This is a genomic window from Streptomyces sp. NBC_00597 (genome assembly GCF_041431095.1).
GTDB lineage: Bacteria > Actinomycetota > Actinomycetes > Streptomycetales > Streptomycetaceae > Streptomyces.
Genome location: NZ_CP107757.1, coordinates 460293 through 483257 on the forward strand (window position 1 = coordinate 460293; position 22965 = coordinate 483257).

The window sequence follows — 22965 nt, forward strand, 5'->3', positions numbered from 1 at the left end:
TCAGCGGACCACCAGGGAGGTGAGGGAGGGCTCGTCGAGCCGGACGGAGGCGGCACGGCCGCCGAGGAGGAAGCCGCGCACGGCGTACGGGCCGCCGGGCGCGGTGGGGACGAGCTCGCGCTCCACGGTCCCCGAGACCGCGAGCTCGGCGCCGGTCACCCGGCACAACTCGATGCCGTCGGCGGCCCGGTGGGGCCGGGCCCCACCGCCCGTTCCGGCGACGAGGACGAAGTCGGGCAGCCCGGGGCCGGGTTCCCCGCCGGGCGCGTGCACGGTCACCCGGAGCACAGTGGGACCGCGCCTGAGCATCCGCCGGGGCCCGGGCAGGACCCGGTAGGCGATGGAGACGTCGGCCGCCAGGACGGCCTGCCCGGCCTCCCGCGGGGCGGCCGCGGTCGCGAGCGCGCTGCGCGGGGCGGCGTACGCGGTGACGCGGACGGCGCCGGGGCCGACGGGCAGCTCCAGTCCCTCGCGCAGGAACACGGCCCGTACGACGGGGTGTTCGGTACGCTCGCCGCCCGGCTCGGGGGTGAGCGCGACCGTGACACGGCCCGCGCCGTCGGGCCAGTCGAAACTGATCTTGGCCCGGCCGGCGGCGGTCCGCCGGACCGTGAGCCCCGAGACGGCCTCCGGGACCTCGACCGCCACGCCCGGCCCGGCCAGCGCCCGCTCGCCGAGGACCGCCACGGCACTGACGGTGGCCAGCGTGCCCGGCGGGGGTTCGGCGATCCCGGCCGTGTCCACCCAGGGCAGCGGCGGCGGCAGTGCGCAGGCCGCCAGCTCGGCGCCCTCCGCAGGGGCCGGCTCCGGCCACTCGACGAGCCGTACGTCGGCCCCCGCGGCCCCCGTCCAGCGGAACTCCAGCCCGCCCGCGCCCCGGGCGGCCGCGGCGAGTGCGAGCACCGGATCCGGCCAGGGGTGCACGGTGACCGGCGCCTCGACCCCGGGGGACAGCGCCTCGTCACCGCCGCGGATCCCGTCCGGCCGGTAGCGGCACCGCACCCGCAGCACGTACGCGCCGGGCTCCAGCCGCTCGGCCCGCACCACCTCCCTGCCGTCTGCGGCGCCCGCCCGGGTTCCCGCACCGCCCCCGGGCACGCCGGACGAACCCGCCGCGCCGCCCTGCGGGGTCGTCGCGCCCGGCGTATCAGCGCTGTCCGGCGCGCGCGTCCCGGCGGTTTCCGAGGCGGCGAGTTCCGTGGTGTCCCCGCCGGGCCCGGTCAGGCTGACGCGGACTCCGGAGGCGCCGGGCGGCCGCAGCCAGGAGGCTTCGATCCGGGCCCGGCCGTCGGCGAGGCGCAGTTCCGTCACCTCGGGCGCCACCAGCAGCGGCGCGCTGATCAGAGGGGCGCCGGGGGTGTCGGGGGAGCCGGCGGAGCCAGCGCCCGGGAGGGCCACGTACCGGACCTCCCGCCCGAGTGGTGCCTGCAGGTCGGTCAGCGGGCCCGGACCGAGTGGACCCGGTACCTCCGCCAGGGGCGTGGTGAGCGGCTCGCGCCGGGTCAGCCGGACCACCCGCCAGGTCCCGTCCGGGTCGGCGCCGGGCGGCCGGCGCAGGGCGACCCCGCCGGGTACGAGCCGCGCTTCCAGCGGCCCGGGACGTCCTTCGGCCGGCCGGTGGGTGCGGACCAGGCCCCGTACCGCGCGCGGGCAGTCCCAGGCCAGCCGGGCCGCCCGTCCGTACGACACCGCGGCCCGCTCCTGATCCTCCCGGTCCTCGTACTCCCGGGCCTCGTCCAGCAGGGCGTCGGCCGCCCCCACCCGTTCTGCCAGTTCGGCCAGCCGCCCCGCCAGCAGCGGGTCCCCGCCGGCCACGGCCCGCGGCAGCGCGGCGACGCTGCGGGCGGCGGCGCGCACCCGCCCGGCCAGCCACGCGTCCTCCAACCCCTCGGCGGCGGCCCGCTGGGCCCGATCCAGCCGGGGGCTCCCGGCGGCTGCGTGCACGAGGGCGGCGGCCTCGTCGGGGTCGACCCCGAGCCCGGTGGCCGTCTCCGGAACCTGTCCCCGGGGGTGGTCGTGGAGCAGCTGCACCAGCTGGTACAGCAGGATCCGGCGCAGTGCGGTCGGGTCCTGCTCCTGGATCGCGGTCAGCCGGTCCAGCAGCGCGTCGGCAGCGGCCGCCGCGGCGTCACCGCCCGCACCGGCATCCCCCCGGGCGGCCCGCAGTGCGCGGAGCGTGCGCGGTCCCACGTGGCGGCGGCGTCCCGGTCCCTCGACGGCGAATATCCCGTCGAGCACCCGCAGCCGCCCGCCGGCCGGAATCAGAAGCTCGCCGAAGTGGCTTAAGCCCAGGGCCTGTTGTGCCGAGACGAGTTCCCCGTACCGTGCCACCAGCGGAGCAGCCGGCAGGCCGGAGAGCGCGCGGGACCACCCGAGGGCATGCCCGAACTCCGTCCCCGCCATCTGCTCTGCGCCCCCCGTGCAGTGTGTTTGGGAGGTCATTTCAGCAGATGCGCGGACCGTCCGGGAGGTCTTTCCGTTCTCCAGCTGTACCGCGTGGTGTCACGAACTGATCTCCGGCCGGTACCCCGGGACCGCTGTCCTTGGGTCGCCCCTCGACACCCCCCTCACCCGCAGAGGTCGTCCCCCATGGCTGAACTCAATCGCCGCAGGTTCCTACAGATCGCAGGCGCGAGCGCCGCGGCCTCGATGCTGAACGAGAGCATCGCGCGCGCAGCCGCCATTCCTGCGCAGGGCACCACCGGCACCATCCAGGACATCGAGCACATCGTGGTCCTCATGCAGGAGAACCGGTCCTTCGACCAGTACTTCGGCTCGATGAAGGGTGTCCGGGGCTTCGGCGACCCGCGTCCCGTGCTCCAGGACAACGGGAAGTCCGTTTTCTACCAGTCCAACGGGACGAAGGACATCCTCCCCTTCAACCCGCAGGTCAACGACCTGGGCATGCAGTTCGTCGAGGGCCTGAACCACGACTGGGCCGGCGGCCACCAGGCGTACAACAACGGCAAGTACGACAAGTGGGTCCCGGCCAAGACGGCGACGACCATGGCGTACATGACGCGGAACGACATCCCGTTCCACTACGCGCTCGCCGACGCCTTCACGGTCTGCGACGCCTACCACTGCTCCTTCATCGGCGCGACCGACCCGAACCGCTACTACCTGTGGACGGGCCACACGGGCAACGACGGCACCGGCGGCGGCCCGGTCCTCGGCAACCAGGAGGCCGGCTACGGCTGGAAGACCTACCCGGAGCGCCTGGAAGCGGCCGGGGTCTCCTGGAAGGTCTACCAGGACATCGGCGACGGCCTGAACGCCGCCGGCGGCTGGGGCTGGATCAGCGACTCCTTCCGCGGCAACTACGGCGACAACTCGCTGCTGTACTTCAACAGCTACCGGGGCGCCCAGCCGGGCAGCGCCCTGTACGAGAAGGCCCGTACGGGCACCAACGCCAAGGCGGGCGAGGGCTACTTCGACAAGCTGCGCGCCGACGTCGTGAACGGCACGCTGCCCCAGGTCTCCTGGATAGCCGCCCCCGAGGCCTTCAGCGAGCACCCGAACTGGCCGGTCAACTTCGGCGCCTGGTACATCTCCCAGGTCCTGGACGCGCTGACCGCGAACCCGGCGGTGTGGGCGAAGACGGCGTTCTTCATCACCTACGACGAGAACGACGGCTTCTTCGACCACGTCGTCCCGCCGTACCCGCCGGCCTCCTCGGCGTGGGGCCTGTCCACGGCCGACGTCACGAAGGACCTCTACGCCGGGGGCGGCGGCTACGCGGCCGGCCCGTACGGCCTCGGCCCGCGCGTCCCGATGATCGTGGTCTCCCCGTGGAGCAAGGGCGGCTACGTCTGTTCCGAGACCTTCGACCACACCTCGGTGATCCGCTTCATGGAGAAGCGGTTCGGCGTGCAGGAGCCCAACATCTCGCCGTGGCGCCGCGCGATCTGCGGAGACCTGACCTCGGCGTTCGACTTCACCAAGGCGGACGCGTCGCCCGCGGCCCTGCCCTCCACGGCGGGCTACGTCCCGCCGGACCACAACGCGCACCCGTCCTACCACCCGGTCCCGCCGGCGACGGGCTCGCTGCCCAAGCAGGAGGCGGGCGCCAAGCCGACGCGCGCGCTGGGCTACGTCCCGTACGTGGACGGCAAGGCCACCGTCTCCACCGGCAAGTTCACCCTGACGTTCTCCTGCGGCCCCACCCTCGGCGCGCACTTCCACAGCACCTCGGGCAACCGGACGGACGGCCCCTGGCCCTACACCGTCGAGGCGGGCAAGACCCTCTCGGACACCTGGAGCACCAGCAGCTCCACCGGCAACCAGATCAACCTCACGGTCTGGGGCCCGAACGGGTTCCTGCGCACCTGGAAGGGCCCGGCGAAGAAGTCCGGTCCGGAGGCCACGGCCCGCCACGACGCGGCCACCGGCAACCTGAAGCTGACGCTGACCAACTCCGGTTCGGCGGCGGTGAACCTCACGGTGACCAACTCCTACGACGGCGCGACCCAGACCCTGCGGGTCGCGGCGGGCGGCACGGCCGCGTACACGGCGGACCTGAGCACCACGGGCCGCTGGTACGACGTCACGGTCGTCTCCGACGCGGACACCACCTTCCTGCGCCGCTTCGCGGGCCACGTCGAAACGGGCGCCCCGGGCCTCTCGGACCCGGCGATCAAGACCGTCTGACGCGGTCGTCCGGTGCGCGCAGCAGCCGTCGTTCCAGGACCGGGAGGTCCCCGGGCCGGTGGCTGCGGGCGTGCCGGAGCAGCAGGTCGCGGGCGGTGTCCGGGACGCGCCGGCGCTTGGGGTGGCGGGTGGTGAACGCCTCGCTCGCGAAGAACCGCACGGCCCCGTCCAGCCCGCCGCGGTCGGTTTCGCGCACCGCCCAGGCGAGCTCGTCCGTGGGCTCGCCGGCGAGCAGCCGCATCGGCGCTTCGACGGCCAGGACCGACGCCGCGTCCGCCTCCTGAGCCCTGCGCGCACCGAGCCAGGAGAAGACCAGGGCGGGGGGCACCCCAGGGCGGCTCGGCTCCTCTCCCCGCGCCATGGCACCGGCGTACCCGCGCAGCCGCGGGGGCGCCGCCTGCGCCCAACGGTCGCGGTGCCGGGCGGGGATCCCCTCCGCGGCGGCGGGAGCGAGGAGGTGCGCCAAGGGCTCCGTGCGGGACAGGGTCACGGTCCGCACGGACTGCCCGCTCGCCTCGTACAGCGTCACGCGGCCGTCATGGCCCTGGCACATGCACTCGACGTGACCGTCGGGCCCGGCGTCGTGCGGCCATGCGGCGAGCAGCTCCCGGATGTCGCCGGGATCGCGGATCTCGTACTCCGCCGGGTGGTGGGGGAGCGGCGGTCCGGCCGCCGGGCCGGTGCTGACGACGGCGAGCACCGCGCGGGATGTCGGCTTCACGGTGTGATCGTAGATCCGATGGGAAAGACGTACGGCGTCCGACTCCGTCACCCCCGTCACCGAGGGAGAATGCATGGCCATCGCCCACCGCAGGATCGGCACCGGCCCCGTCCGCGTCATCGTGCTGCACGACTGGTTCGGCACCTGCGCCAACTGGGGCTCCGTACTGGACTACTTCGATACCGAGGGGTTCTCGTACGTCTTCCTCGACTACCGCGGCTACGGCGACCGCAGGGACGTCGCCGGCCGCTACACCCTTCCCGAGATCGCCGACGACGTCCTCGCGCTCGCCGACGAGATCGGCTGGGACACCTTCTCCCTCATGGGCCACTCCATGGGCGGCAAGGCGATCCAGCAGGTCCTGGTCCGGGCCCCCGAGCGGATCGAGAAGCTGATCGGGATCAATCCGGTCCCCGCCGGGCCGTACGAGATGGACGACACGACCCACGCCCTCTTCGACGGCGCCGCCGCCAGCGCCGAGCACCGGCGGACCATCCTCGACCTCGTCACCGGCCACCGCGCGGGCCGGCACTGGCTGGACCGGATGGTCGCGCACTCGCTCGACGTCTCCCGCGCGGAAGCCTTCGCCGCCTACCTCGCGAGCTGGGCGCCGCTGGACCTGTCGGCCGCCGTGAAGGGCAGTACGGTCCCGGTGCTGGTCCTCGTCGGGGAGTACGACCTCGCCCTCACCCCGGAGGTGATGCGGGCCACGTGGCAGGTCTCGTACCCCGACTGCCGGGTCCACCCCGTCCCCGGCGCGGGCCACTACCCGCCGCACGAGACCCCGGTCGCCTTCGCCGCCGCGGTGGAGGACTTCCTCCGGGGCTAGCGGGTGTCCGGACACGAAAACACCCCTGGGGTACGAGAAGACCTCGTACCCCAGGGGGATAAGGGTGAGTGACGGGACTTGAACCCGCGGCCACCTGGACCACAACCAGGTGCTCTACCAACTGAGCTACACCCACCACGAAGGGCGGAGGACCGCCCGTCGATGTGCACGCACAGCATATCTGATCAGGAGGGTGGTCCCGCCACGCGTTATCCGGCGGTGGCGCGCGCCGCGCGTGCCACCGCCGCCGCCGCGAGCGCCTTCACGACGGGATGCGGGCGGGTGCCGTCCCCGGACAGCTCCGGCTGGAACAGCGTGGCCAGGAAGAAGGGGTGCCCCGGCAGCTCCGCGATCCGCGCCTGCCCGTCCTCGTCGTGCCCCGACAGCCGCAGTCCGTGCGCGGTGAGCACCGGCAGGTACCGCGGCTCCGGCCCGTAGCTGCAGTGGTAGTGCTCCACGGACCGCTCCGCGCCGAGTACGGACTCGGCGAGCGATCCCGGCTCGGCCCGTACGAGGCCCTCGTGGCCGACGAGCGAGCAGGCGAGCGGGGAGATCAACAGCTCCTCGGCCCCCGGATCGTTCTCGGCGTGCGCGACGGCGGACAGCCCGCAGACCGAGCGGGCGTACTCCAGCAGCGCGTGCTGGAAGCCGCCGCAGGTCCCGAGGAACGGGATGCCCTCCTCCCGCGCCACCCGGATCGCGGCGAGCGCCCCCGCCTCGCTGGCGTACGGGCTGCCGGGCAGCACCCAGAGCGCGTCGAACCGGGCCAGGGCCCCGGAGGCGGCCTCGGCCCCGGCGTCGCCGGTGGGGATCCAGTACGCGTCGAGGACGAGCCCGTCGCGAGAGGCGAGGGCGTCGAGGAGGAGCGGGATCCGGGTGTGGGACTTCACGTGCGGGGAGCGGTCGCCGACGAGGGCGATCCGTGCGGTCTGTGCCGTGGTCATGCGGATCATCCTGCGACCCGGACCCGGTTCAGCGCCAACGATCGTTCCTGCACGACCGATCAGCAGATCTGATCACGCGCTACTTCAGTGCGACTTTGGTGGCCACGATGATCAGTCCCAGGACGAGGTTGACCACGCCCTCGCCGACCAGCTGGCGGCGGGTGGCGCCGGCCCGAACCGCACCCACGCAGGCCCAGATGACCTGCTGGGCCACCGCCACGCTCATGGCCAGCCACGCCGTACCCACGTAGTCCAGGTCGAGGGGGACGCTGACGGCGACGGCGGCCGCGGGCAGGACCGCGGCCTCGACGATGGGCCACTCGTGCACGGCGACCCGGCGGACCTCGTGCCGGCTCCACGGGTCGCCGACCAGCCGTTCCCCCGCCAGCTGGGCGTACACGTGGGTTGCCCAGAACACCACCCCCGTGACGAGGAGGAGCAGGACGAGGTGGAGCCGCGGATGCTCGCCGACCACGCTCGCGGTGGCCACCACGGACGTGGCGAGGAGGGAGCCGTACACGGCGCCGGCGGTGTCCGTCCGGGATGAGCCCCGAGGCCCGCCGGGGCCCGCGGGCGGGCCACTGGGGATGCTCACGCCCCCACGATAGGGAGCCCGCGTCCCCCCGCCGCCCGGCCACGCCGAAGCCCCGTCAGCCCGGCCACGCCGAAGCCCCGCCCGGCCCTCGGGCCCGCCCCCGTGCAGGGTCGGGGGCGGGGGCGGTGGCAGGCTGGCCGGGTGGATCCGCATCTGCTTCGCACCTTCGTCGCCGTCGCGCGGCTGGCCTCCTTCTCCGGCGCCGCCCGGGAGCTCGGCTACACCCAGTCCGCCGTGTCCCAGCACATCGCCGCCCTCGAAGGCGACCTGCGCGCCGAGCTCCTGACCCGGCGGCCCGTCGCGCCGACCCCGGCCGGGGTGCGGCTGCTGGAACACGCCGGGCCGTTGCTGCTGCGGTTGGACGCGGCCCGGGCCGATGTGCTGCGGCTCGCCGCCGCGCCGCCCGGGCGGGTCACCGTCGCCGTGTCGCCGCTCGCCGCCGGGCCCCGGCTGCTGGCCGCGCTGCCCGCCACCGGGGTCACGCTGCGGGTGCTGGCGCCCGCCGAGGTGCCGGCCGCCGTCGCCACCGGCGGCTGCGACCTCGGACTGGTCGACGGCCTCGCCGCGCCCAGCGACCCGCTGCGGCTGCCCGACGTGGCCCCGCTCACCGTCACCGGCGCCGGCGAGGACGGGCTCGCCGTACTGCTCCCGGCCGATCACCCCTTCGCCCGCCGCGCCTCGCTCCGGCTGGACGACCTGGCCGACGCCCGCTGGATCGACGCACCCGGCGTGGCACCGGCGCCCGCCGCCGTCCGCACCGCCCCCGCCCTGCGCTACGCCGGCACCGACCTGCACGCCCTGTGCGCCCTGGCCGCCGCCGGGCACGGGCTGGTCCTGCTGCCCCGCCGGGTGGCCGGGGCCGTCGGGGCCGGGGCCGCCGTACCGCTGTCCGAGCCGCGCCTGGTGCACCGTACGGAACTCCTCGCCCCCGGCGCCCCGACGCCCGCCGCGAGCGCCCTCGCCGCCCGGCTCACCGCGTCCCGGTAACCGCTCGCGCGCGGCCCGGCACGGCGGCAGGATCGCACCCATGGACCTCGCACCCGATCCGTTCACACACACCGACTACGCCGCCCGGATGGCCGCCGCCGCACGGAGCGCCGCCGATGCCGGGCTGGCCGGCCTGCTCATCGCCCCCGGGCCCGACCTCGCCCACCTCACCGGCTACCGGCCGGTGGACACCGAGCGGCTGACCCTGCTCGTGCTCGCCGCCGGGCAGGAGCCCGTCCTCGTCGTGCCCGCCCTGGAAGCCCCCGACGCGGCCCAGGCCCCCGGGGCGCCCGCGCTGACCCTGCGCGACTGGGCCGACGGGAAGGACCCGTACGGCGTCACCGCGCCGCTCCTCGACACCGGCGGCCGGTTCGGGGTCAGCGACAACACCTGGGCGCTGCACCTGCTCGGCCTGCAGCGGGAGTTGCCGGGCACCTCGTACGCCCCGCTCACCGACGTCCTGCCGATGCTGCGCGCGGTGAAGGACCGGCGGGAGCTGGAGCGGCTCGCGGCGGCCGGCGCGGCCGCCGACGCGGCGTACGAGGAGATCCTGAAGGTCCCCTTCGCCGGGCGCCGGGAGACCGACATCGCCGCCGACCTGGCCGCGCTGCTGCGCGAACACGGGCACTCCCAGGTGGACTTCACGGTGGTCGGCTCCGGCCCCAACGGGGCCAACCCGCACCACGAGGCCGGCGAGCGGACCATCGGCCACGGCGACATGGTGGTCCTCGACTTCGGCGGCCTCAAGTACGGCTACGGCTCCGACATCTCCCGCACCGTGCACGTCGGCGAGCCGAGCGCCGAGGAGCAGCGCGTCCACGACGTCGTCCGCGAGGCCCAGCGGGCCGCCTCCGCCGTCGTCCGCCCGGGCATCGCCTGCCAGGACGTGGACCGCGCGGCCCGCGCGGTGATCACCGAGTTCGGCTACGGCGACCGGTTCATCCACCGCACGGGCCACGGCATCGGCGTGACCACCCACGAGCCGCCGTACATGGTCGAGGGCGAGGAGCAGCCCCTGGTTCCCGGGATGTGCTTCTCCGTGGAGCCCGGCATCTACCTGCCCGGTCGCTTCGGGGTGCGCATCGAAGACATCGTCACGGTCACCGAGGACGGCGGACGCAGCCTCAACAACGCCCCGCGCGAGCTGGCCGTCGTGGAGTGAGCCACGGCCGCCCGCGCGCTCACGCCTCCCCGGCGACGATCAGGCGGTAGCCGTAGTCCACGCTCTCCTGCTCCAGCAGGTGGGCGTGGCGCCGGCGCCACGCCCCGGAGGCCAGGTCGGCGCGCAGCCGTGCCATCGCCGGCTCCACGACGGAGGCCGGGAGCGTCGCGAAGGTCGAACTGGCCGCCCGTACGACGGGGTCGAGGTAGAACTCGGGCCGGCGCCAGTAGGCCGTCTGCAAACCGTCCGTGAAGTCGTGCGGGATCGGGAACGGCAGCACGGTGTGCGCGTCCATCGCCTCGACGACCTCGGCCAGGGGCGTGAACCGGGACTTGTCCAATGCGCGGATCTCCGGCAGGTATTCCTCCACCAGCCACAGCTCGGGCCGGTGCTCCGGGTCCCAGGTGAAGACGACCTGCCGTCGCGAGACCCGGCGCAGCTCGCCGAGCCCGCGGCGCAGATCGGGCCAGTGGTGCACGGTCAGCACCGCCATGGCGGCGTCGAACGCCCCGTCTGCGAAGGGCAGTTCCTCCGCGCCCGCCTTCACCTTCCGCGGACCGGGATGCTGGTCGAGCATCACCCGGGACGGGTCGACGGCGGTGACCTCGGCGTCCTGCGGCTCGTACGACCCGGTCCCGGCCCCGACGTTGACGACGGAGCGCGCGCCGCCCAGCGCCTGCCGGATCAGCGCCCCCAGCCGGGGATCGGGCCGCCGCACGTTCTTGTAGCCGATCCCTATGTGGTCGTACACGGCCGCCTGCGTGCCCTCTTCTTCCCGTGACTGTTCCATGCGGCCGATCCCATCAGAGCGGGCCGTTCGTGATCAAGTGGCGCCGTAGTGAGGAGGGTTACGGCCCCAGCAGCACCACCGACTCGGCCGGGACGTGCACGCGGCCGTCCGGGCCCGGATGCTCGACCGGCTCCCACGCCGCCAGGACCCGGACCCCGTTGCGGCCGAGCGCGATCGTCACCGGCTCGGGGGACAGGTTCACGGCCACCCGTACGTCGCCCCGCCGGAAGGTCAGCCAGCGGCGCTCCTCGTCGTGGGCGACGCGGACCGCCGCCAGGTCCGGATCGCGTAGGTCCGGGTGGCTGCGCCGGAGCGCGACCAACGTCCGGTACCAGGCCAGCAGCCGGTCGTGCGGTGCGCGCTCCGGCTCCGCCCAGTCCAGGCAGGAGCGGTCCCGGGTGGCCGGGTCCTGCGGGTCGGGGATCTCTTCGGCCTTCCAGCCGTGCGCCGCGAACTCCCGGCGCCTCCCGCTGCGCACCGCCTCGGCGAGCTCCGGATCCGGATGGTCGGTGAAGTACTGCCACGGCGTGCCCGCGGCCCACTCCTCGCCCATGAACAGCATCGGCACGAACGGACCGGTCAGCGTCAGCGCCGCACCGCACGCCAGCAGCCCCGGGGAGAGCGAGGCCGAGAGGCGGTCGCCGAGGGCCCGGTTGCCGATCTGGTCGTGGGTCTGGCCGTAGCCGAGGAAGCGGTGCGCCGGGGTGCGGCGCCGGTCCACCGGGCGGCCGTGGCTGCGGCCCCGGAACGAGGACCAGGTCCCGTCGTGGAAGAACGCCCGGGTCATCGTCTTGGCCAGGGCGGCGAGCGGAGCCTCGGCGAAATCGGCGTAGTACGCCTGGGACTCACCCGTCAGCGCGCAGTGCAGGGCGTGGTGGAAGTCGTCGTTCCACTGGGCGTGCAGGCCCAGGCCACCGGCGCCCCGCGGGGTCGTGGTGCGCGGATCGCAGCGGTCGGACTCGGCGATCAGGAACAACGGCCGGCCGCTCTCCGCGGCGAGCGCGTCCACGGCCTCGGACAGCTCTTCCAGGAAGGTCAGCGCCCGCTCGTCGGCGAGCGCGTGCACGGCATCCAGGCGGAGCCCGTCGATGCGGTAGTCCCGCAGCCAGGCGAGGGCGCTGCCCAGGAGGTACGCGCGCACCTCGTCGGAGCCGGCGGCGTCCAGGTTGACCGCCGCGCCCCAAGGAGTGTGGTGGGTTTCCGTGAAGTACGGGCCGAAGGCCGGCAGGTGGTTGCCGGACGGGCCCAAGTGGTTGTGGACCACGTCCAGCACCACGCCCAGGCCGGCCGCGTGCGCGGCGTCCACGAACCGGGCCAGCCCGGCCGGGCCCCCGTACGGTTCGTGCACCGCCCAGGGCGCGATCCCGTCGTACCCCCACCCGTGCTGACCGGGGAAGGGGCAGACCGGCATCAGCTCCACGTGCGTGATGCCGAGCGCGGTGAGGTGCCCCAGGCGCGCCGCAGCCGCGTCGAAGGTGCCCTCGGGAGTGAAGGTGCCGATGTGCAGCTCGTAGAGGACCGCGTCCTGGAGCCGGATGCCGGGCGCCGGCGTCTGCGGGGCGATCGGCTCGAAATCCACCACCGCCGAGAGGCCTTCCGCCCCGTCCGGCAACCGCCGCCCGCGCGGGTCGGGCCGTACGACCTCCGGACCGGTCGCCACGCCCAGCAGGAATCCGTACCGGTCCCCGTCGGCGGCCGGGGCCTGCCCTACCCACCAGCCGGGCCGGTCCGGATCGCGTCCCATCTCGGACGTCTCGTCCCGCAGCCGCAGCGCGACCCGGTCTGTCAGCGGTGCCCACACCTCGAACTGCACGGACGGTTCCCCTCGTCTGCGGCGGTACCCGGAACGTGTGCCGGACCCATCATCGCGTGGACGGCCGGAGGAGTTCTGGACACTCCGGGCCTGACGGGCCGACAATCACCCTGTGACGTCGAGTTTCGAGTTTCCCGCCTTCCCGGTTCCGCGCCTTTCCGATGTGGAGCGCGACCGGGCGCTGGACCAGCTCCGCGAGGGCGCGGCCCTCGGGAAGCTGTCCCACGACACGTTCATGCGCCGCATGGAACTCGCCCTCGTCGCCAGGCGCTCCGAGGACCTCGCGGTCCTCACCGCCGACCTGGTCGGCCGCGGCGGCGAAGGCCCGTGGACCCGTCGCGTCTTCGGCTGGGTGGGCCGGGCCTCCGCCGTGACCGCCGGGGTCCGACGGGCCTGGACCGCCGAGCGGCTGCCCAAACTGCTGCTGCCGCACCCGAGCGCCCGGGCCCTGCGGATCGGTCGCGATCCCGGCAACGGGCTGCGGCTCACCGACGAGACGGTCTCCCGGGTGCATGCCGAGCTCGGCATGCGCGGCGGCGTATGGGTGCTCACCGACCTCGGCTCCTCCAACGGCACCACGGTCAACGGACGCCGGGTGACCGGCTCGGTGGCGGTCCGGGACGGTGACCAGATCGGCTTCGGCCGGATGAACTTCCGGCTCTCTTCCAGCTAGCCCGCCCGTCCCCCGGATCGCCCCGGGCCCGATGATGGGCCCATGGAAGCCGAAGACCCGAAGGAACACCCGCCCGTGCCGGAACGCCCCGCGAGCCCCGCGGGCTCCGTGCGTCCCGCGCGCCCCGAGGACCTGCCCCGCCTCGTCGAACTCGTCCACGAGCACGTCGCGTACGAGAAGGCCGCTCCCCGGCCCGCCGGCCTGGCCGGCCGGCTGGGCCCGCAGCTGTTCGCCGAGGACGCCCGGCTGTGGGTGCTGTTGGCCGAGGCCCCGGACGGGACGGTCGCCGGGTACGCCGCCTGCTCGGCCGAGTTCGCCTTCTGGGACGCCCGGCACTACCTCCACATGGACTGCCTCTACCTCGCTGAGGAGGCCCGGGGCCACGGCCTCGGCGCCGCCCTGATGGCGGGCGTGGCCGGCCTCGCGCGCGAGCTCGGCCTCGACCAGGTCCAGTGGCAGACCCCGGACTGGAACGAGGGCGCCATCCGGTTCTACGACCGGCTCGGCGCCACCGGCGCGCCCAAGCGCCGCTACGCCCTCTCCGTACCGGCCGGACAGCCCGGGGCCGCTACGCACTGACCGCCCCGTCCGCCCCGTCCGCCCCGTCCGCCCCGTCCGTTCCTTTCGCCCCCGCCGCCGCCACGAGCCGCTCGTAGGCCGCCAGGACCGTACGGGACTGGTGCTCGACCTGCGCGGTCACCGGGATCCGGCGGGCCTGGAACCGGGCGGCGAACTCCTCGCACCAGCCGGTGACGAGCCGGTCCAGCCCGGGGGCGGCCGGGTGGCCCTGGGCGCGGAGCACCCGGAGCAGCATCGCGGCGGCGCGCAGCGACAGGCGCCGCCCGAAGGCGTCGATGCTGGTTATGGCGGCCGCCGTGGCCTCGGCGGGGGCCCCGGCGCCGGTCCACTCCACGGTGATCCGGGGGATCAGGGCGAGCGTCCAGTCGACGGCGCGCAGCAGGGCGGCCGCACCGGGGTCGGTGCCCGCCTGCGAGCCCGGGTCCGGTCCGGGGGCCGTCCCCGGGGCCGCACCCGGTTCCGGCGCCCCGCCGACCCGGTCCCGTACGCGGGCCACGAGCGCGGCGTCCGCGGCGAGCCGGCCGGCCAGGAGCCGTAGCGCGCCGCGCGGATCCGGGTGCGGAGCGGGGTCGTCCACCAGGTCCGAGGCCCACATGGGGACTTCGACGATGGCCGTGGTGCCGGCGTACCGGTGGGCGCGGTACCAGGTGCTGAGCCGGGTGTCCTCTGGGTGGAACGCCCCGGCGGCGTCCGCTCCGGGCTGCGGCATCACGAAGATCCCGGGCCCGGGGGAGGGCCAGCCGGCCGCGTCCGAAGCCCCGGTCTCGACCGGGATCCGCAGCTCGGCGGCCGATTTGGCGAACGGCTCGGCGAGGCCGGGTATGTCCCGGGTGAGCTGCACCCAGGTCCCGCCGAGGTCGGTGCCGTGCAGGGAGACCTGGAGGAAGGGCCGCAGTTCGTCGATGAGGGCGGTCAGGGCGAGGGTTTCGGGCGGCAGCCGGTCCGGAGGCAGTAAAGACGGCGCCCACTCGGGCTGTTCCGGGCCGGGGGGCCGGAAGAAGTTGCGGTGGTATTCGAGCAGGGAGTGCGGGCGGGGCGTGCGGTGCAGGGCTGCTCCGTCGGGGTCGGCGCACAGCACGAAGTGCCAGCCGCGTCCGGCCCGGGTCGTCGGGTCGTGCAGGACGCGACGGGCGAGGGCGAGCGCGGTGGCGCCGCCCACGGGCTCGTTGGCGTGGGCCCCGGCGACGACCAGCACGCCCGCGCCGAGCGGCCGGCCGCTCGGCTCGACGGAGAGCAGCCACAGGGGCCGGCCGCCCCGGGAGGTGCCGGTCCGGCGGAGCCGGGCGTGGCCGGGGTGCTCGTCCGCCAGGGTGCGGGCGGCCAGTGCCAGTTCGGACGGTGTGGGGTAGCACATGTCACGGAGGAGGGTCACGTCTGATGCAATGCCCGCCGTGCACGCCCCCTACTGCTCCGCGCGCCCCACACTTCCCGAAAACCCCTGGCCAACGCCTTGGCCCGAGGCCGCCGCCACCGGGACGGCTACTGCTGGTGGAGGCCGCGGCCGGCCAAGGACAGGAAGGCCTCGCCCACCGCTTCCGACAGCGTCGGATGGGCATGGACGTGGCGGGCCACGTCCCCCGGCTCCGCGTCCCAGCCCACGATCAGCCGGCTCTCCGCGATCATCTCCGAGACGTGCGGCTCCACCGGGTGGACGCCCAGCACCCGGGCTACTCGCCGCCCCCGCCGCCGTCGCGCAGTAGCAGCGCGACCGGGTGGTCCGAGAGCAGCTGCGCCAGCCGGACCTCTCCCTCGTACGCGGCGCCCCCGTCCAGGAGGGCGGTCCACCGGCCCGGCGGGAGGGTCAGGGTGGTGTCCCGCCAGCCGCCGGCCCCGGCCAGCCGGTGCGAGAGCCGGGTGGCCGCCGCCACCAGTCCGGCCGGGCGGGCGAAGGCCAGGCAGTGCTCCGCCGCCGGGCCCCTGGCCGACAGGGGCGTGTAGCCGGTGAACAGCGCGGGCCGGTCGCGGCGCAGTCGCAGCAGGGCGGCCGTCAGCGCGAGCTTCTCCTCCGCCTGCCCCCGCGCCCCGGCGCCCGCGTCCAGCCGGGCCAGGGTCTCGCGGGGGAACCGGGCCGGGCGGCGGTTGTCCGGGTCGACCAGGGCCCGGTATTCCGTCTCGGCGCCCTGGTAGACCTCCGGGACGCCGGGCATAGCCAGGTGCAGCAGCGTCATGCCGAGCAGGTTCGCCCGGGCCGCCGCCGCCAGTTCCGCCGGCTCGGCGAGCTCCTCCGGGTCCGGGACGTACTCCGCGACGGAGGCCTCGTACGCCGGGTCCTGGTCGGTCCAGCTGGTGTGCAGGGCCGCCTCGCGGACGGCCTTGAGGAGCGCCTGCTCCAGGCGCCGGGCGCGCTCGGGCACCTCGCCCAGGCCCAGCGCCGTCTGCCGGGCCACCCAGGCCAGTTGGGGGTCGGCACCGGCGGGCGCGCCCATGGCCTCGGGGGTCTGGGAGAGCGCGGAGATCCGCGCCCGGACGTCCGCGCTGCGTTTGGTGTCGTGGGTGGACAGCACCGTCCCGGAGCCGGGCCAGTCCCGGTCGAGTGCGGCGCAGTACGCGTGGAACTCCGCGGGGGACAGCGCCGGTTGCCCGGGATCGCCGCCGACCTCGGTGGCCGACAGCAGCGGGGCGTGCCGGTAGAAGGCGCGGTCCTCCAAGGACTTGGCCCGCAGCGCCGCCGAGGTCTGGGCGAAGCGCGCGCCGAAGCCCGGATCGCGCAGGACGAGCTCCCGTACGCCGGCCACCGCGTCCGGACCGGCCGGCGCGGCGGCTTCCGCCAGCGCCCGAGCGGAGAGCTCCGGCTCCCCGGGGTACGGCCGGTAGACCGGATAGGCGATCAGCAACTCGCGTACGCCGGGGGCCAGCTCCGGTCCGGCGGCCCGCTCCAGTGCGGCGAGCTCGGCGGCCAGATCGCCGGTCAGCACCTCCCGCGCGCACGCCCGGGCCGTCTCCTCCCAGTCGGCGGTCCCGGTGAACCGCGTGTACCGGCGGGCCAGATCGGCGGCGCCCGCCGGATCGGTGAAGACCCCGTCCACCCGGAGCAGTGCGTCGTACCCGGTGGTCCCCGCCACCGGCCAGAGCGGCAGCCGTTCCTGACGGGCCAGGATCTTCTCGACCACCACCCAGCACCCCTCGCCGACGGCCGCGCGCAGCCGCCGCAGGTAGCCCTCCGGGTCGGCCAGCCCGTCCACGTGGTCGATCCGCAGCCCCTCGACGACCCCGTCCCGCACCAGCTCCAGGATCTTCGCGTGCGTCGCCGCGAAGACCTCCGGATCCTCCACCCGGACGCCGATCAGCTCCGAAATGGTGAAGAACCGGCGGTAGTTGAGCTCGGTCCGGGCATCGCGCCACCAAGCCGGCCGGTACCACTGCGCGGCCAGCAGCTCCGGCAGCGCCAGCCCGGCGGTCCCCGCGCGCAGCGGGAACTCCAGCTGCCCGTGGCGCAGCACCCCGTAGTCCGGGTCGGCGGTGAACGCGCCGGGTTCGGGCGGCCCGGGGAGCACCGGCAGCAGCACCTGGCCGCCGCCCGCCGTCCAGTCGATGTCGAACCAGCGGGCGTACGGGGAGGCCGGCCCGTCCCGCAGGACCTCCCACAGGGGCCGGTTCAACCGCAGTGGGGACGGTACGGCCATGTGGTTCGGCACGATGTCCAGCACCAGGCCGAGCCCGTGCGTCCGGGCGACCGCGGCCAGCGCCCGCAGCCCGGGCTCGCCGCCGAGCTCGGCGCGGATCCGGGAGTGGTCGGTGACGTCGTACCCGTGCGCCGAACCGGGCACTGCCTCCAGCACCGGCGAAAGGTGCAAGTGTGACACGCCGAGGGAGGCGAGGTACGGTACCGCTGCCTCGGCCGCGGCGAAGGGGAACTCCGGTCGTAGCTGGAGCCGGTACGTCGATGTGGGGGCCGGCGGCCGGGCCGCGGATGACGCCGGAGCGACGGCTGCCGGAACAGCAGATTCCATTCGGATGCGTGCGTACGGCTGGCTCATGAGAACGTACGTACCCACCTTCCCGGATTCCGTGCCATTACCCAATGCATCCGGGTGACTGCATCGCGTTAGTGTTGATCAAGTGGCCGGAACCGTCAACACCTATCGAAGAGTCATCGCCCTGACCGGGCCCCTACTCCCCCTCCTTTCCTTCCTCGCGCGACTCCCCGTCGCGATGTCCCAGTTCGGCAGCGTCCTGCTGGTCGCCGAGACCAGCGGCTCCCTCGCCACCGCCGGCATCGTCGGCGGCACCCTGTCCGCCGGACAGGTGGTCCTCGGGCCCGTCCTGGGCCGGCTCGCCGACCGCCACGGGCAGCGGCCCGTGGTCCTGACCGCCGCCGCGGTCAACGCCGTCGCCACGGGCGCCCTGGTCGCCGGGGCCCTCGGGGGCCTCGCCACCGCCCCGCTCGCAGCGATCGGCGCCGTCACCGGGGCCTCCGTCCCGCTGATCGGTCCGCTCGCCCGCACCCGCTCCGTGGCCCTCGCCCACCGGGCCAAGGCCGACGAGGGCGTGGTCGGCGCCGTCCACTCGCTGGAAGGCACCCTGGACGAGGTCTCCTTCGTCTTCGGGCCGGCCCTCGTCGGACTCGCCGCGCTCGCCCTGCACCCCGCGGTCGCCCTCGGCGGCGCCGCCGCGCTCGTCGCCGTCTTCGGCACCGCCTACGCCCTGCACCCGACCGCCGCCGTCACGGACGGTGGGGGAGCGCAGGTGGGTGCCCCGCGGGAGCGGGGCGCCCGCGGCCGGCACCCGCGCGTCGTGCACGCGGTACGGGGCTCCTTGTTCCTCCAGGGCGCCATGTTCGGCGCCTGCCAGGCCGGAATCGCTTCCCTCACCGCTCGTTTGGGCGTCCCCGGCCAGGCGGGCATCGTGTACGCGGCCATGGGTGTCGTCAGCGCCGCCGTGGGCCTCGCCCTCGGCGCACTGCCCGCCCGGTTCGGACTGCGGCTGCGCTGGCGGGCGGCCACCGGCGCCGCGCTGGTGCTCTCCGTCCCGCTGCTCTTCACCGACACCCTGTGGCCGCTGTACGCGGTCGTCACCGTGCTCGGCGCCGCCTACGCGCCCCACCTGATCACCGCGTTCGCCCTCACCGAGCGGGCCGTGGAGCCGGCCCGGCTCGCCGAGGCGACGGCCTTCGCCGCCAGCGCACTCGTGGCCGGACAGGCCGCCGCGCTCGCCGCGTCCGGACGGCTCGCCGAGTGGTACGGGCCCGCCGGGGCCTTCGCCGTCGCCGTCGCGGCGGCCGCGACGGCGCTGCTCCTCGCCCTCGTCACCCGCGTGCCGGCCGCCCGGGCGCACCCCGCCGCGCCGCAGGTCTTCATCCCGGCCCAGCAGACCGCCTCCCCGAACCCGGCCGGGAGCCCGTCGAGGCCCGGAAGCCCCTCGGCTCCCTCGGCTCCCTCGGGCCCCTCGGCTCCGTCGGGTCGTTCGGGTTCGTCAGGCCCGTCGGGTTCGTCCTACGCCGGGCGCTGAAGCACCACCAGAGCCCGTCCCGTCAGCGCCACCCGGTCCCCCGCCGCGAACTGCGGCCCGGTGCCGGGTGGCAGTACGTCCGCCCGCGCCGTGTCCACGACCAGCCGCCACTGCGCCCCGTGCCCCGCCGGGATCGTGAACTCCTGTGGTTCGGCACCCGCGTTGAACATCAGCAGGAACGAATCGTCGGTGATCCGTTCCCCGCGCGAGCCCGGCTCGGAGATGGCTTCCCCGTTGAGGAACACCGTCAGCGAGCGCGCGTGCTGTGCCTGCCAGTCGCGGGCCCGCATCGGCTCCCCGTGCGGGGTGAACCACGCGATGTCGGAGAGCTCGTCGTCGGTACCCTCCACCGGCCGTCCGTGGAAGAAGCGGCGCCGCCGGAAGACCGGGTGGTCGCGGCGCAGCCACACCATCCGCCGGGTGAACTCCAGCAGCGACGGCGGCGGTTTGCCCGGCTCCGGCCAGTGCACCCACGACAGTGCGTTGTCCTGGCAGTACGCGTTGTTGTTGCCGTCCTGGGAGCGGGCGAACTCGTCGCCGTGGCTGAGCATCGGCACGCCCTGCGAAAGCATCAGCGTGGCCGTGAAGTTGCGCATCTGGCGCTCGCGCAGCTCCTGGATCTCCGGGTCCTCGGTCGGCCCCTCGACCCCGCAGTTCCAGGACCGGTTGTGGGTCTCCCCGTCCCGGTTGCCCTCGCGGTTCGCCTCGTTGTGCTTCTCGTCGTACGAGACGAGGTCGTTCAGGGTGAATCCGTCGTGGCAGGTGGTGAAGTTGATCGAGGCCAGCGGGCGGCGGCCGTCGTCCTGGTAGAGGTCCGAGGAGCCGGTCAGGCGTCCCGCGAACTCCGCGAGCGTCCGCGGCTGGCCGCGCCACAAGTCCCGTACGGTGTCGCGGTACTTGCCGTTCCACTCGGTCCACAGCGGCGGGAAGTTCCCCACCTGGTAGCCGCCCTCGCCCAGGTCCCAGGGCTCCGCGATCAGTTTCACCTGGCTCACCACCGGATCCTGCTGGACCAGGTCGAAGAAGGATGACAGCCGGTCCACCTCGTGGAACTGCCGGGCGAGCGTGGCGGCGAGGTCGAAGCGGAACCCGTCCACATGCATCTCGGTCACCCAGTAGCGCAGCGAATCCATGATCAGCTGGAGTACGTGCGGGGACCGCATGAGCAGCGAGTTCCCGGTCCCGGTGGTGTCCATGTAGTGCCGGGGATCGTCGGCGAGGCGGTAGTACGAAGCATTGTCGAGCCCGCGGAAGGACAGCGTCGGGCCCAGGTGGTTGCCCTCGGCGGTGTGGTTGTAGACCACGTCGAGGATGACCTCGATCCCGGCCTCGTGCAGGGCCCGCACCGCCGACTTGAATTCCAGCACCTGCTGGCCGCGGTCACCGGAGGCGTAGCCGTTGTGCGGGGCGAAGAAGCCGATCGTGTTGTAGCCCCAGTAGTTGCTCAGCCCGTCGTCGACGAGCCGGTGGTCGTTCACGTACTGGTGCACGGGCATCAGCTCCAGCGCCGTGACCCCGAGCTTGGTCAGGTGCCCGATGACCGCCGGGTGGGCCAGCGCCCCGTACGTGCCGCGCAGCTCCTCCGGCAGATCGGGGTGACGCATGGTCAAACCCTTGACGTGCGCCTCGTACAGCACCGTGTGGTGGTACTCGTGGCGCGGCGGGCGGTCGTTGGCCCAGTCGAAGTACGGATTGACCACGACCGAACTCATCGTGTGCGGCGCCGAGTCGAGGTCGTTGCGCGAATCCGGCCGGCCGAAGTGGTAGCCGTACACCTCCTCGCCCCAGTCCACGCTCCCGGCGATGGCCCGCGCGTACGGGTCCAGCAGCAGCTTCGCCGCGTTGCAGCGCTGCCCGCGCTCCGGCTCGTACGGCCCGTGCACGCGGAAGCCGTAGCGCTGCCCGGGCATCACCCCGGGCAGGTAGGCGTGCCGCACGAAGGCGTCCGTCTCGCGCAGTTCGACGGCCGTCTCGGAGCCGTCGTCGTGGAGCAGACACAGTTCGATGCGTCGGGCGGCCTCGGAGTAGACCGCGAAATTGGTCCCGGCGCCGTCGTACGTGGCGCCGAGCGGATACGCCTGTCCCGGCCAGACCTGCATGGATACGACTCTTCCCCTCGGTGTCGCGTTGACGTTCGGTGCTGATCCGGCGTGGACCGCGTCTCTGCCAGATCTTCCCCGAAAGTGGGCCCGCACGCGGGGACTTGGGATGCTCCTACCGGGTGACCCGGAGAGCTGATATGCGGGTCAGCGGACTATGCGGGCATCCGATAATGGGTCAACGGACCACCGGTGTAAGGGCCATCGGGCTGCACCGGGCGCCGAGCTCGGAGTACCCTTCCGTGATCACTGGAGACGGGCGTCCAGACGCAGAAGGCGGTGCACGGGTGAGCTCGGGAGGTCTGGAGCTGCCCCCTGGTGACAGCGGTCACGAGGGCGGCCCGGCGGACGCCCCAGGAGGTGCACCCGGTGGTGCGCCCGGCGGGGTGTCGGGCGGGGTTTCGGGCGGGGCGCCCACGGGGGTGCCGGCCGGGGCGGTGTCACTGGCCCCGACGGCGGCGAGCCCGCGCGCCGGGGCCGAGCTGGACTGGGGCGCGGACGCGTGGAGCGAGGTCCGCACCCGCGCGCAGCGGGCCGGCCGTGCGTACATTTGGTTGAACCTGATCGAACAGCGGCTGCGCGCCGTCGTCGGCGCGGTGCTGCGGCCGATCTACGAACCGGTGCACGGTGGCGACGACTGGGTGGTCGCGGCCGCCGGTCCCGCCGGACAGGAGTGGGTGCAGCGCGCCGTGGCCGTCCGCGAGGTCAGCCGGCGCAAGGGCTACCTGCTGGACCCGGCCGACGACAACGTGCTGAGCTTCCTGACGCTCCCGCAGCTGCGGGAGCTCATGGTCCAGCACTGGCCGTGCTTCGAGCCGTACTTCGACGACCGCCGGGAGATCGAGCTCGCGCTCGACGAGCTGGAGGTCACCCGGAACGTGGTCTCCCGCAACCGAGCCCTGTCGCGGGCGGTGTTGGAGCAGGCGGAGCGCGCCTCGGCCCGGCTGCTGGAGGTGCTGGGCGGCGGCGCTGGCTCCCCGGCGGCGGACCGGCTTCCGATCGACGCCGTCGAGGACCTGGTGGGAGACCGGTACGCGGACGTCATCTCGGTCCACCCGGACCGGGTGCGACTGCAGCGGCAGCTCCCGGCGGAGGACCTGTTCGGCGGGGCGCGGCGGCTCGACGCCATCGGCATAGGGCTCAACCTGCTGGTGCAGAACTTCTCGGGCCGAAGACTCGTGCGCCTCACGGAGGCCGGCTGCCGGGTCCGGCTGCTGTTCCTGAACCCGGCCAGCAGCGCCGTCAAGCGGCGCGAGCGGGAGCTCGGCCTGCGCAAGGGCGAGCTGAGCCGCTCGGTGGAGATGAACATCCTGCACGTGCGACGGGTGCGCGCGGGGCTGCGGGACCCCTCGCGCTTCGAGATCCACGTCTTCGACGAGACGCCCCGCTTCACCGCGTACCTGGTGGAGGGGGAGTCCTCGGGCATCGCGGTCGTGCAGTCCTACCTGCGCCGGGCGCGCGGCATGGAGGCACCCGTGCTGGTCCTGCGCGGCGGCGGCACCCGCGACTCTTCGCGGGACGCGGAGCACGGGCTGTTCCCGACGTACCGGGAGGAATTCGAGTCGATCTGGGAGGACTCCCGCCCGGTGTCATGACTGTCAGTGCCCCGTGGCAGGCTGAAAGTCGTTGACCGAAGGTGTACGGGGGAGGGGCACGGGGTGGAGGACTGGCGCGA

At 74.3% G+C, this 22965-nt stretch carries 17 protein-coding genes, 1 tRNA gene and 1 pseudogene; 8 read left to right on the forward strand and 11 right to left on the reverse strand.

Features of this window, described 5'->3' with window-relative positions; translation table 11 throughout:
• The gene (locus OG974_RS01840) at nucleotides 1-2403 is read right to left on the reverse strand and encodes a hypothetical protein (protein ID WP_371645170.1); all 2403 of its coding nucleotides are present in this window, start codon (nucleotides 2401-2403) and stop codon (nucleotides 1-3) included.
• 186 nt (nucleotides 2404-2589) lie between these two features.
• Here OG974_RS01840 and OG974_RS01845 point away from each other — a divergent pair, with 186 nt between their 5' ends.
• The gene (locus tag OG974_RS01845; RefSeq protein WP_327279214.1) at nucleotides 2590-4650 is read left to right on the forward strand and encodes a phosphocholine-specific phospholipase C; all 2061 of its coding nucleotides are present in this window, start codon (nucleotides 2590-2592) and stop codon (nucleotides 4648-4650) included.
• Here OG974_RS01845 and OG974_RS01850 read toward each other — a convergent pair.
• Complete coding sequence (locus OG974_RS01850; protein WP_328764143.1) at nucleotides 4637-5371, reverse strand: hypothetical protein; 735 nt, start codon at nucleotides 5369-5371, stop codon at nucleotides 4637-4639. The genes OG974_RS01845 and OG974_RS01850 overlap by 14 nt on opposite strands.
• Nucleotides 5372-5444: 73 nt before the next feature.
• Between OG974_RS01850 and OG974_RS01855 the strand changes: the two genes are divergently transcribed.
• The gene (locus OG974_RS01855) at nucleotides 5445-6200 is read left to right on the forward strand and encodes an alpha/beta hydrolase (protein WP_327279216.1); all 756 of its coding nucleotides are present in this window, start codon (nucleotides 5445-5447) and stop codon (nucleotides 6198-6200) included.
• A gap of 63 nt (nucleotides 6201-6263) precedes the next feature.
• On the opposite strand, the gene OG974_RS01860 is transcribed toward OG974_RS01855, so the two are convergent.
• The 3 genes from OG974_RS01860 to OG974_RS01870 all read right to left on the reverse strand — a co-directional run bounded on the left by OG974_RS01860 (nucleotide 6264) and on the right by OG974_RS01870 (nucleotide 7739).
• Nucleotides 6264-6336 (reverse strand) — tRNA-His (locus tag OG974_RS01860).
• Between the two features lie 73 nt (nucleotides 6337-6409).
• Complete coding sequence (locus OG974_RS01865) at nucleotides 6410-7144, reverse strand: hypothetical protein (protein WP_327279217.1); 735 nt, start codon at nucleotides 7142-7144, stop codon at nucleotides 6410-6412.
• 79 nt (nucleotides 7145-7223) lie between these two features.
• Nucleotides 7224-7739: a hypothetical protein gene (locus OG974_RS01870; RefSeq protein WP_327279218.1), complete on the reverse strand. Its 516-nt coding sequence runs from the start codon at nucleotides 7737-7739 to the stop codon at nucleotides 7224-7226.
• 141 nt (nucleotides 7740-7880) lie between these two features.
• Between OG974_RS01870 and OG974_RS01875 the strand changes: the two genes are divergently transcribed.
• Both OG974_RS01875 and OG974_RS01880 read left to right on the forward strand, forming a co-directional pair.
• Nucleotides 7881-8726, forward strand: coding sequence for a LysR family transcriptional regulator (locus OG974_RS01875; RefSeq protein WP_328764144.1), 846 nt, complete (start codon nucleotides 7881-7883; stop codon nucleotides 8724-8726).
• Nucleotides 8727-8766: 40 nt separating this feature from the next.
• Nucleotides 8767-9888: an aminopeptidase P family protein gene (locus OG974_RS01880; RefSeq protein ID WP_327279220.1), complete on the forward strand. Its 1122-nt coding sequence runs from the start codon at nucleotides 8767-8769 to the stop codon at nucleotides 9886-9888.
• Between the two features lie 19 nt (nucleotides 9889-9907).
• On the opposite strand, the gene OG974_RS01885 is transcribed toward OG974_RS01880, so the two are convergent.
• Nucleotides 9908-10678, reverse strand: coding sequence for a class I SAM-dependent methyltransferase (locus tag OG974_RS01885; protein WP_371645173.1), 771 nt, complete (start codon nucleotides 10676-10678; stop codon nucleotides 9908-9910).
• Nucleotides 10679-10736: 58 nt separating this feature from the next.
• Nucleotides 10737-12491: a malto-oligosyltrehalose trehalohydrolase gene (treZ, locus tag OG974_RS01890; protein WP_371645175.1), complete on the reverse strand. Its 1755-nt coding sequence runs from the start codon at nucleotides 12489-12491 to the stop codon at nucleotides 10737-10739.
• Between the two features lie 112 nt (nucleotides 12492-12603).
• Here treZ and OG974_RS01895 point away from each other — a divergent pair, with 112 nt between their 5' ends.
• Both OG974_RS01895 and OG974_RS01900 read left to right on the forward strand, forming a co-directional pair.
• On the forward strand, nucleotides 12604-13164 hold the full coding sequence (locus tag OG974_RS01895) for a DUF1707 and FHA domain-containing protein (protein ID WP_327279223.1): 561 nt from the start codon (nucleotides 12604-12606) through the stop codon (nucleotides 13162-13164).
• A gap of 42 nt (nucleotides 13165-13206) precedes the next feature.
• Nucleotides 13207-13743 carry a GNAT family N-acetyltransferase gene (locus tag OG974_RS01900; protein ID WP_329314936.1) on the forward strand — a complete coding sequence of 179 codons (537 nt, stop codon included), beginning with the start codon at nucleotides 13207-13209 and terminating at the stop codon, nucleotides 13741-13743.
• Here the strand turns inward: OG974_RS01900 and OG974_RS01905 are convergent.
• From OG974_RS01905 to treY, 3 genes and pseudogenes are all read right to left on the reverse strand, one after another.
• A complete protein-coding gene (locus OG974_RS01905) occupies nucleotides 13733-15115 on the reverse strand; it encodes a M14 family zinc carboxypeptidase (RefSeq protein WP_371645177.1) in 1383 nt (460 codons plus the stop codon). The genes OG974_RS01900 and OG974_RS01905 overlap by 11 nt on opposite strands.
• Before the next feature lie 107 nt (nucleotides 15116-15222).
• Nucleotides 15223-15417 (reverse strand): annotated as a pseudogene (locus OG974_RS01910) (dihydrolipoyl dehydrogenase); the annotation flags it as partial.
• The gene (gene treY / locus OG974_RS01915; RefSeq protein ID WP_371645179.1) at nucleotides 15411-17693 is read right to left on the reverse strand and encodes a malto-oligosyltrehalose synthase; all 2283 of its coding nucleotides are present in this window, start codon (nucleotides 17691-17693) and stop codon (nucleotides 15411-15413) included. The pseudogene OG974_RS01910 and the gene treY, both read right to left, overlap by 7 nt.
• Before the next feature lie 109 nt (nucleotides 17694-17802).
• Between treY and OG974_RS01920 the strand changes: the two genes are divergently transcribed.
• Nucleotides 17803-19191, forward strand: a complete 1389-nt coding sequence (locus OG974_RS01920) for an MFS transporter (protein WP_371645180.1) — start codon at nucleotides 17803-17805, stop codon at nucleotides 19189-19191.
• Here the strand turns inward: OG974_RS01920 and glgX are convergent.
• Nucleotides 19176-21290 (reverse strand): glycogen debranching protein GlgX, encoded by a 2115-nt coding sequence (glgX, locus tag OG974_RS01925; protein WP_371645182.1) that lies wholly within the window; start codon nucleotides 21288-21290, stop codon nucleotides 19176-19178. The two genes, OG974_RS01920 and glgX, sit on opposite strands and share 16 nt — an antisense overlap.
• 287 nt (nucleotides 21291-21577) lie before the next feature.
• On the opposite strand from glgX, the gene OG974_RS01930 reads away from it, so the two are divergent.
• A complete protein-coding gene (locus tag OG974_RS01930) occupies nucleotides 21578-22885 on the forward strand; it encodes an SAV2148 family HEPN domain-containing protein (protein ID WP_327279229.1) in 1308 nt (435 codons plus the stop codon).
• Nucleotides 22886-22965 lie beyond the last annotated feature (80 nt).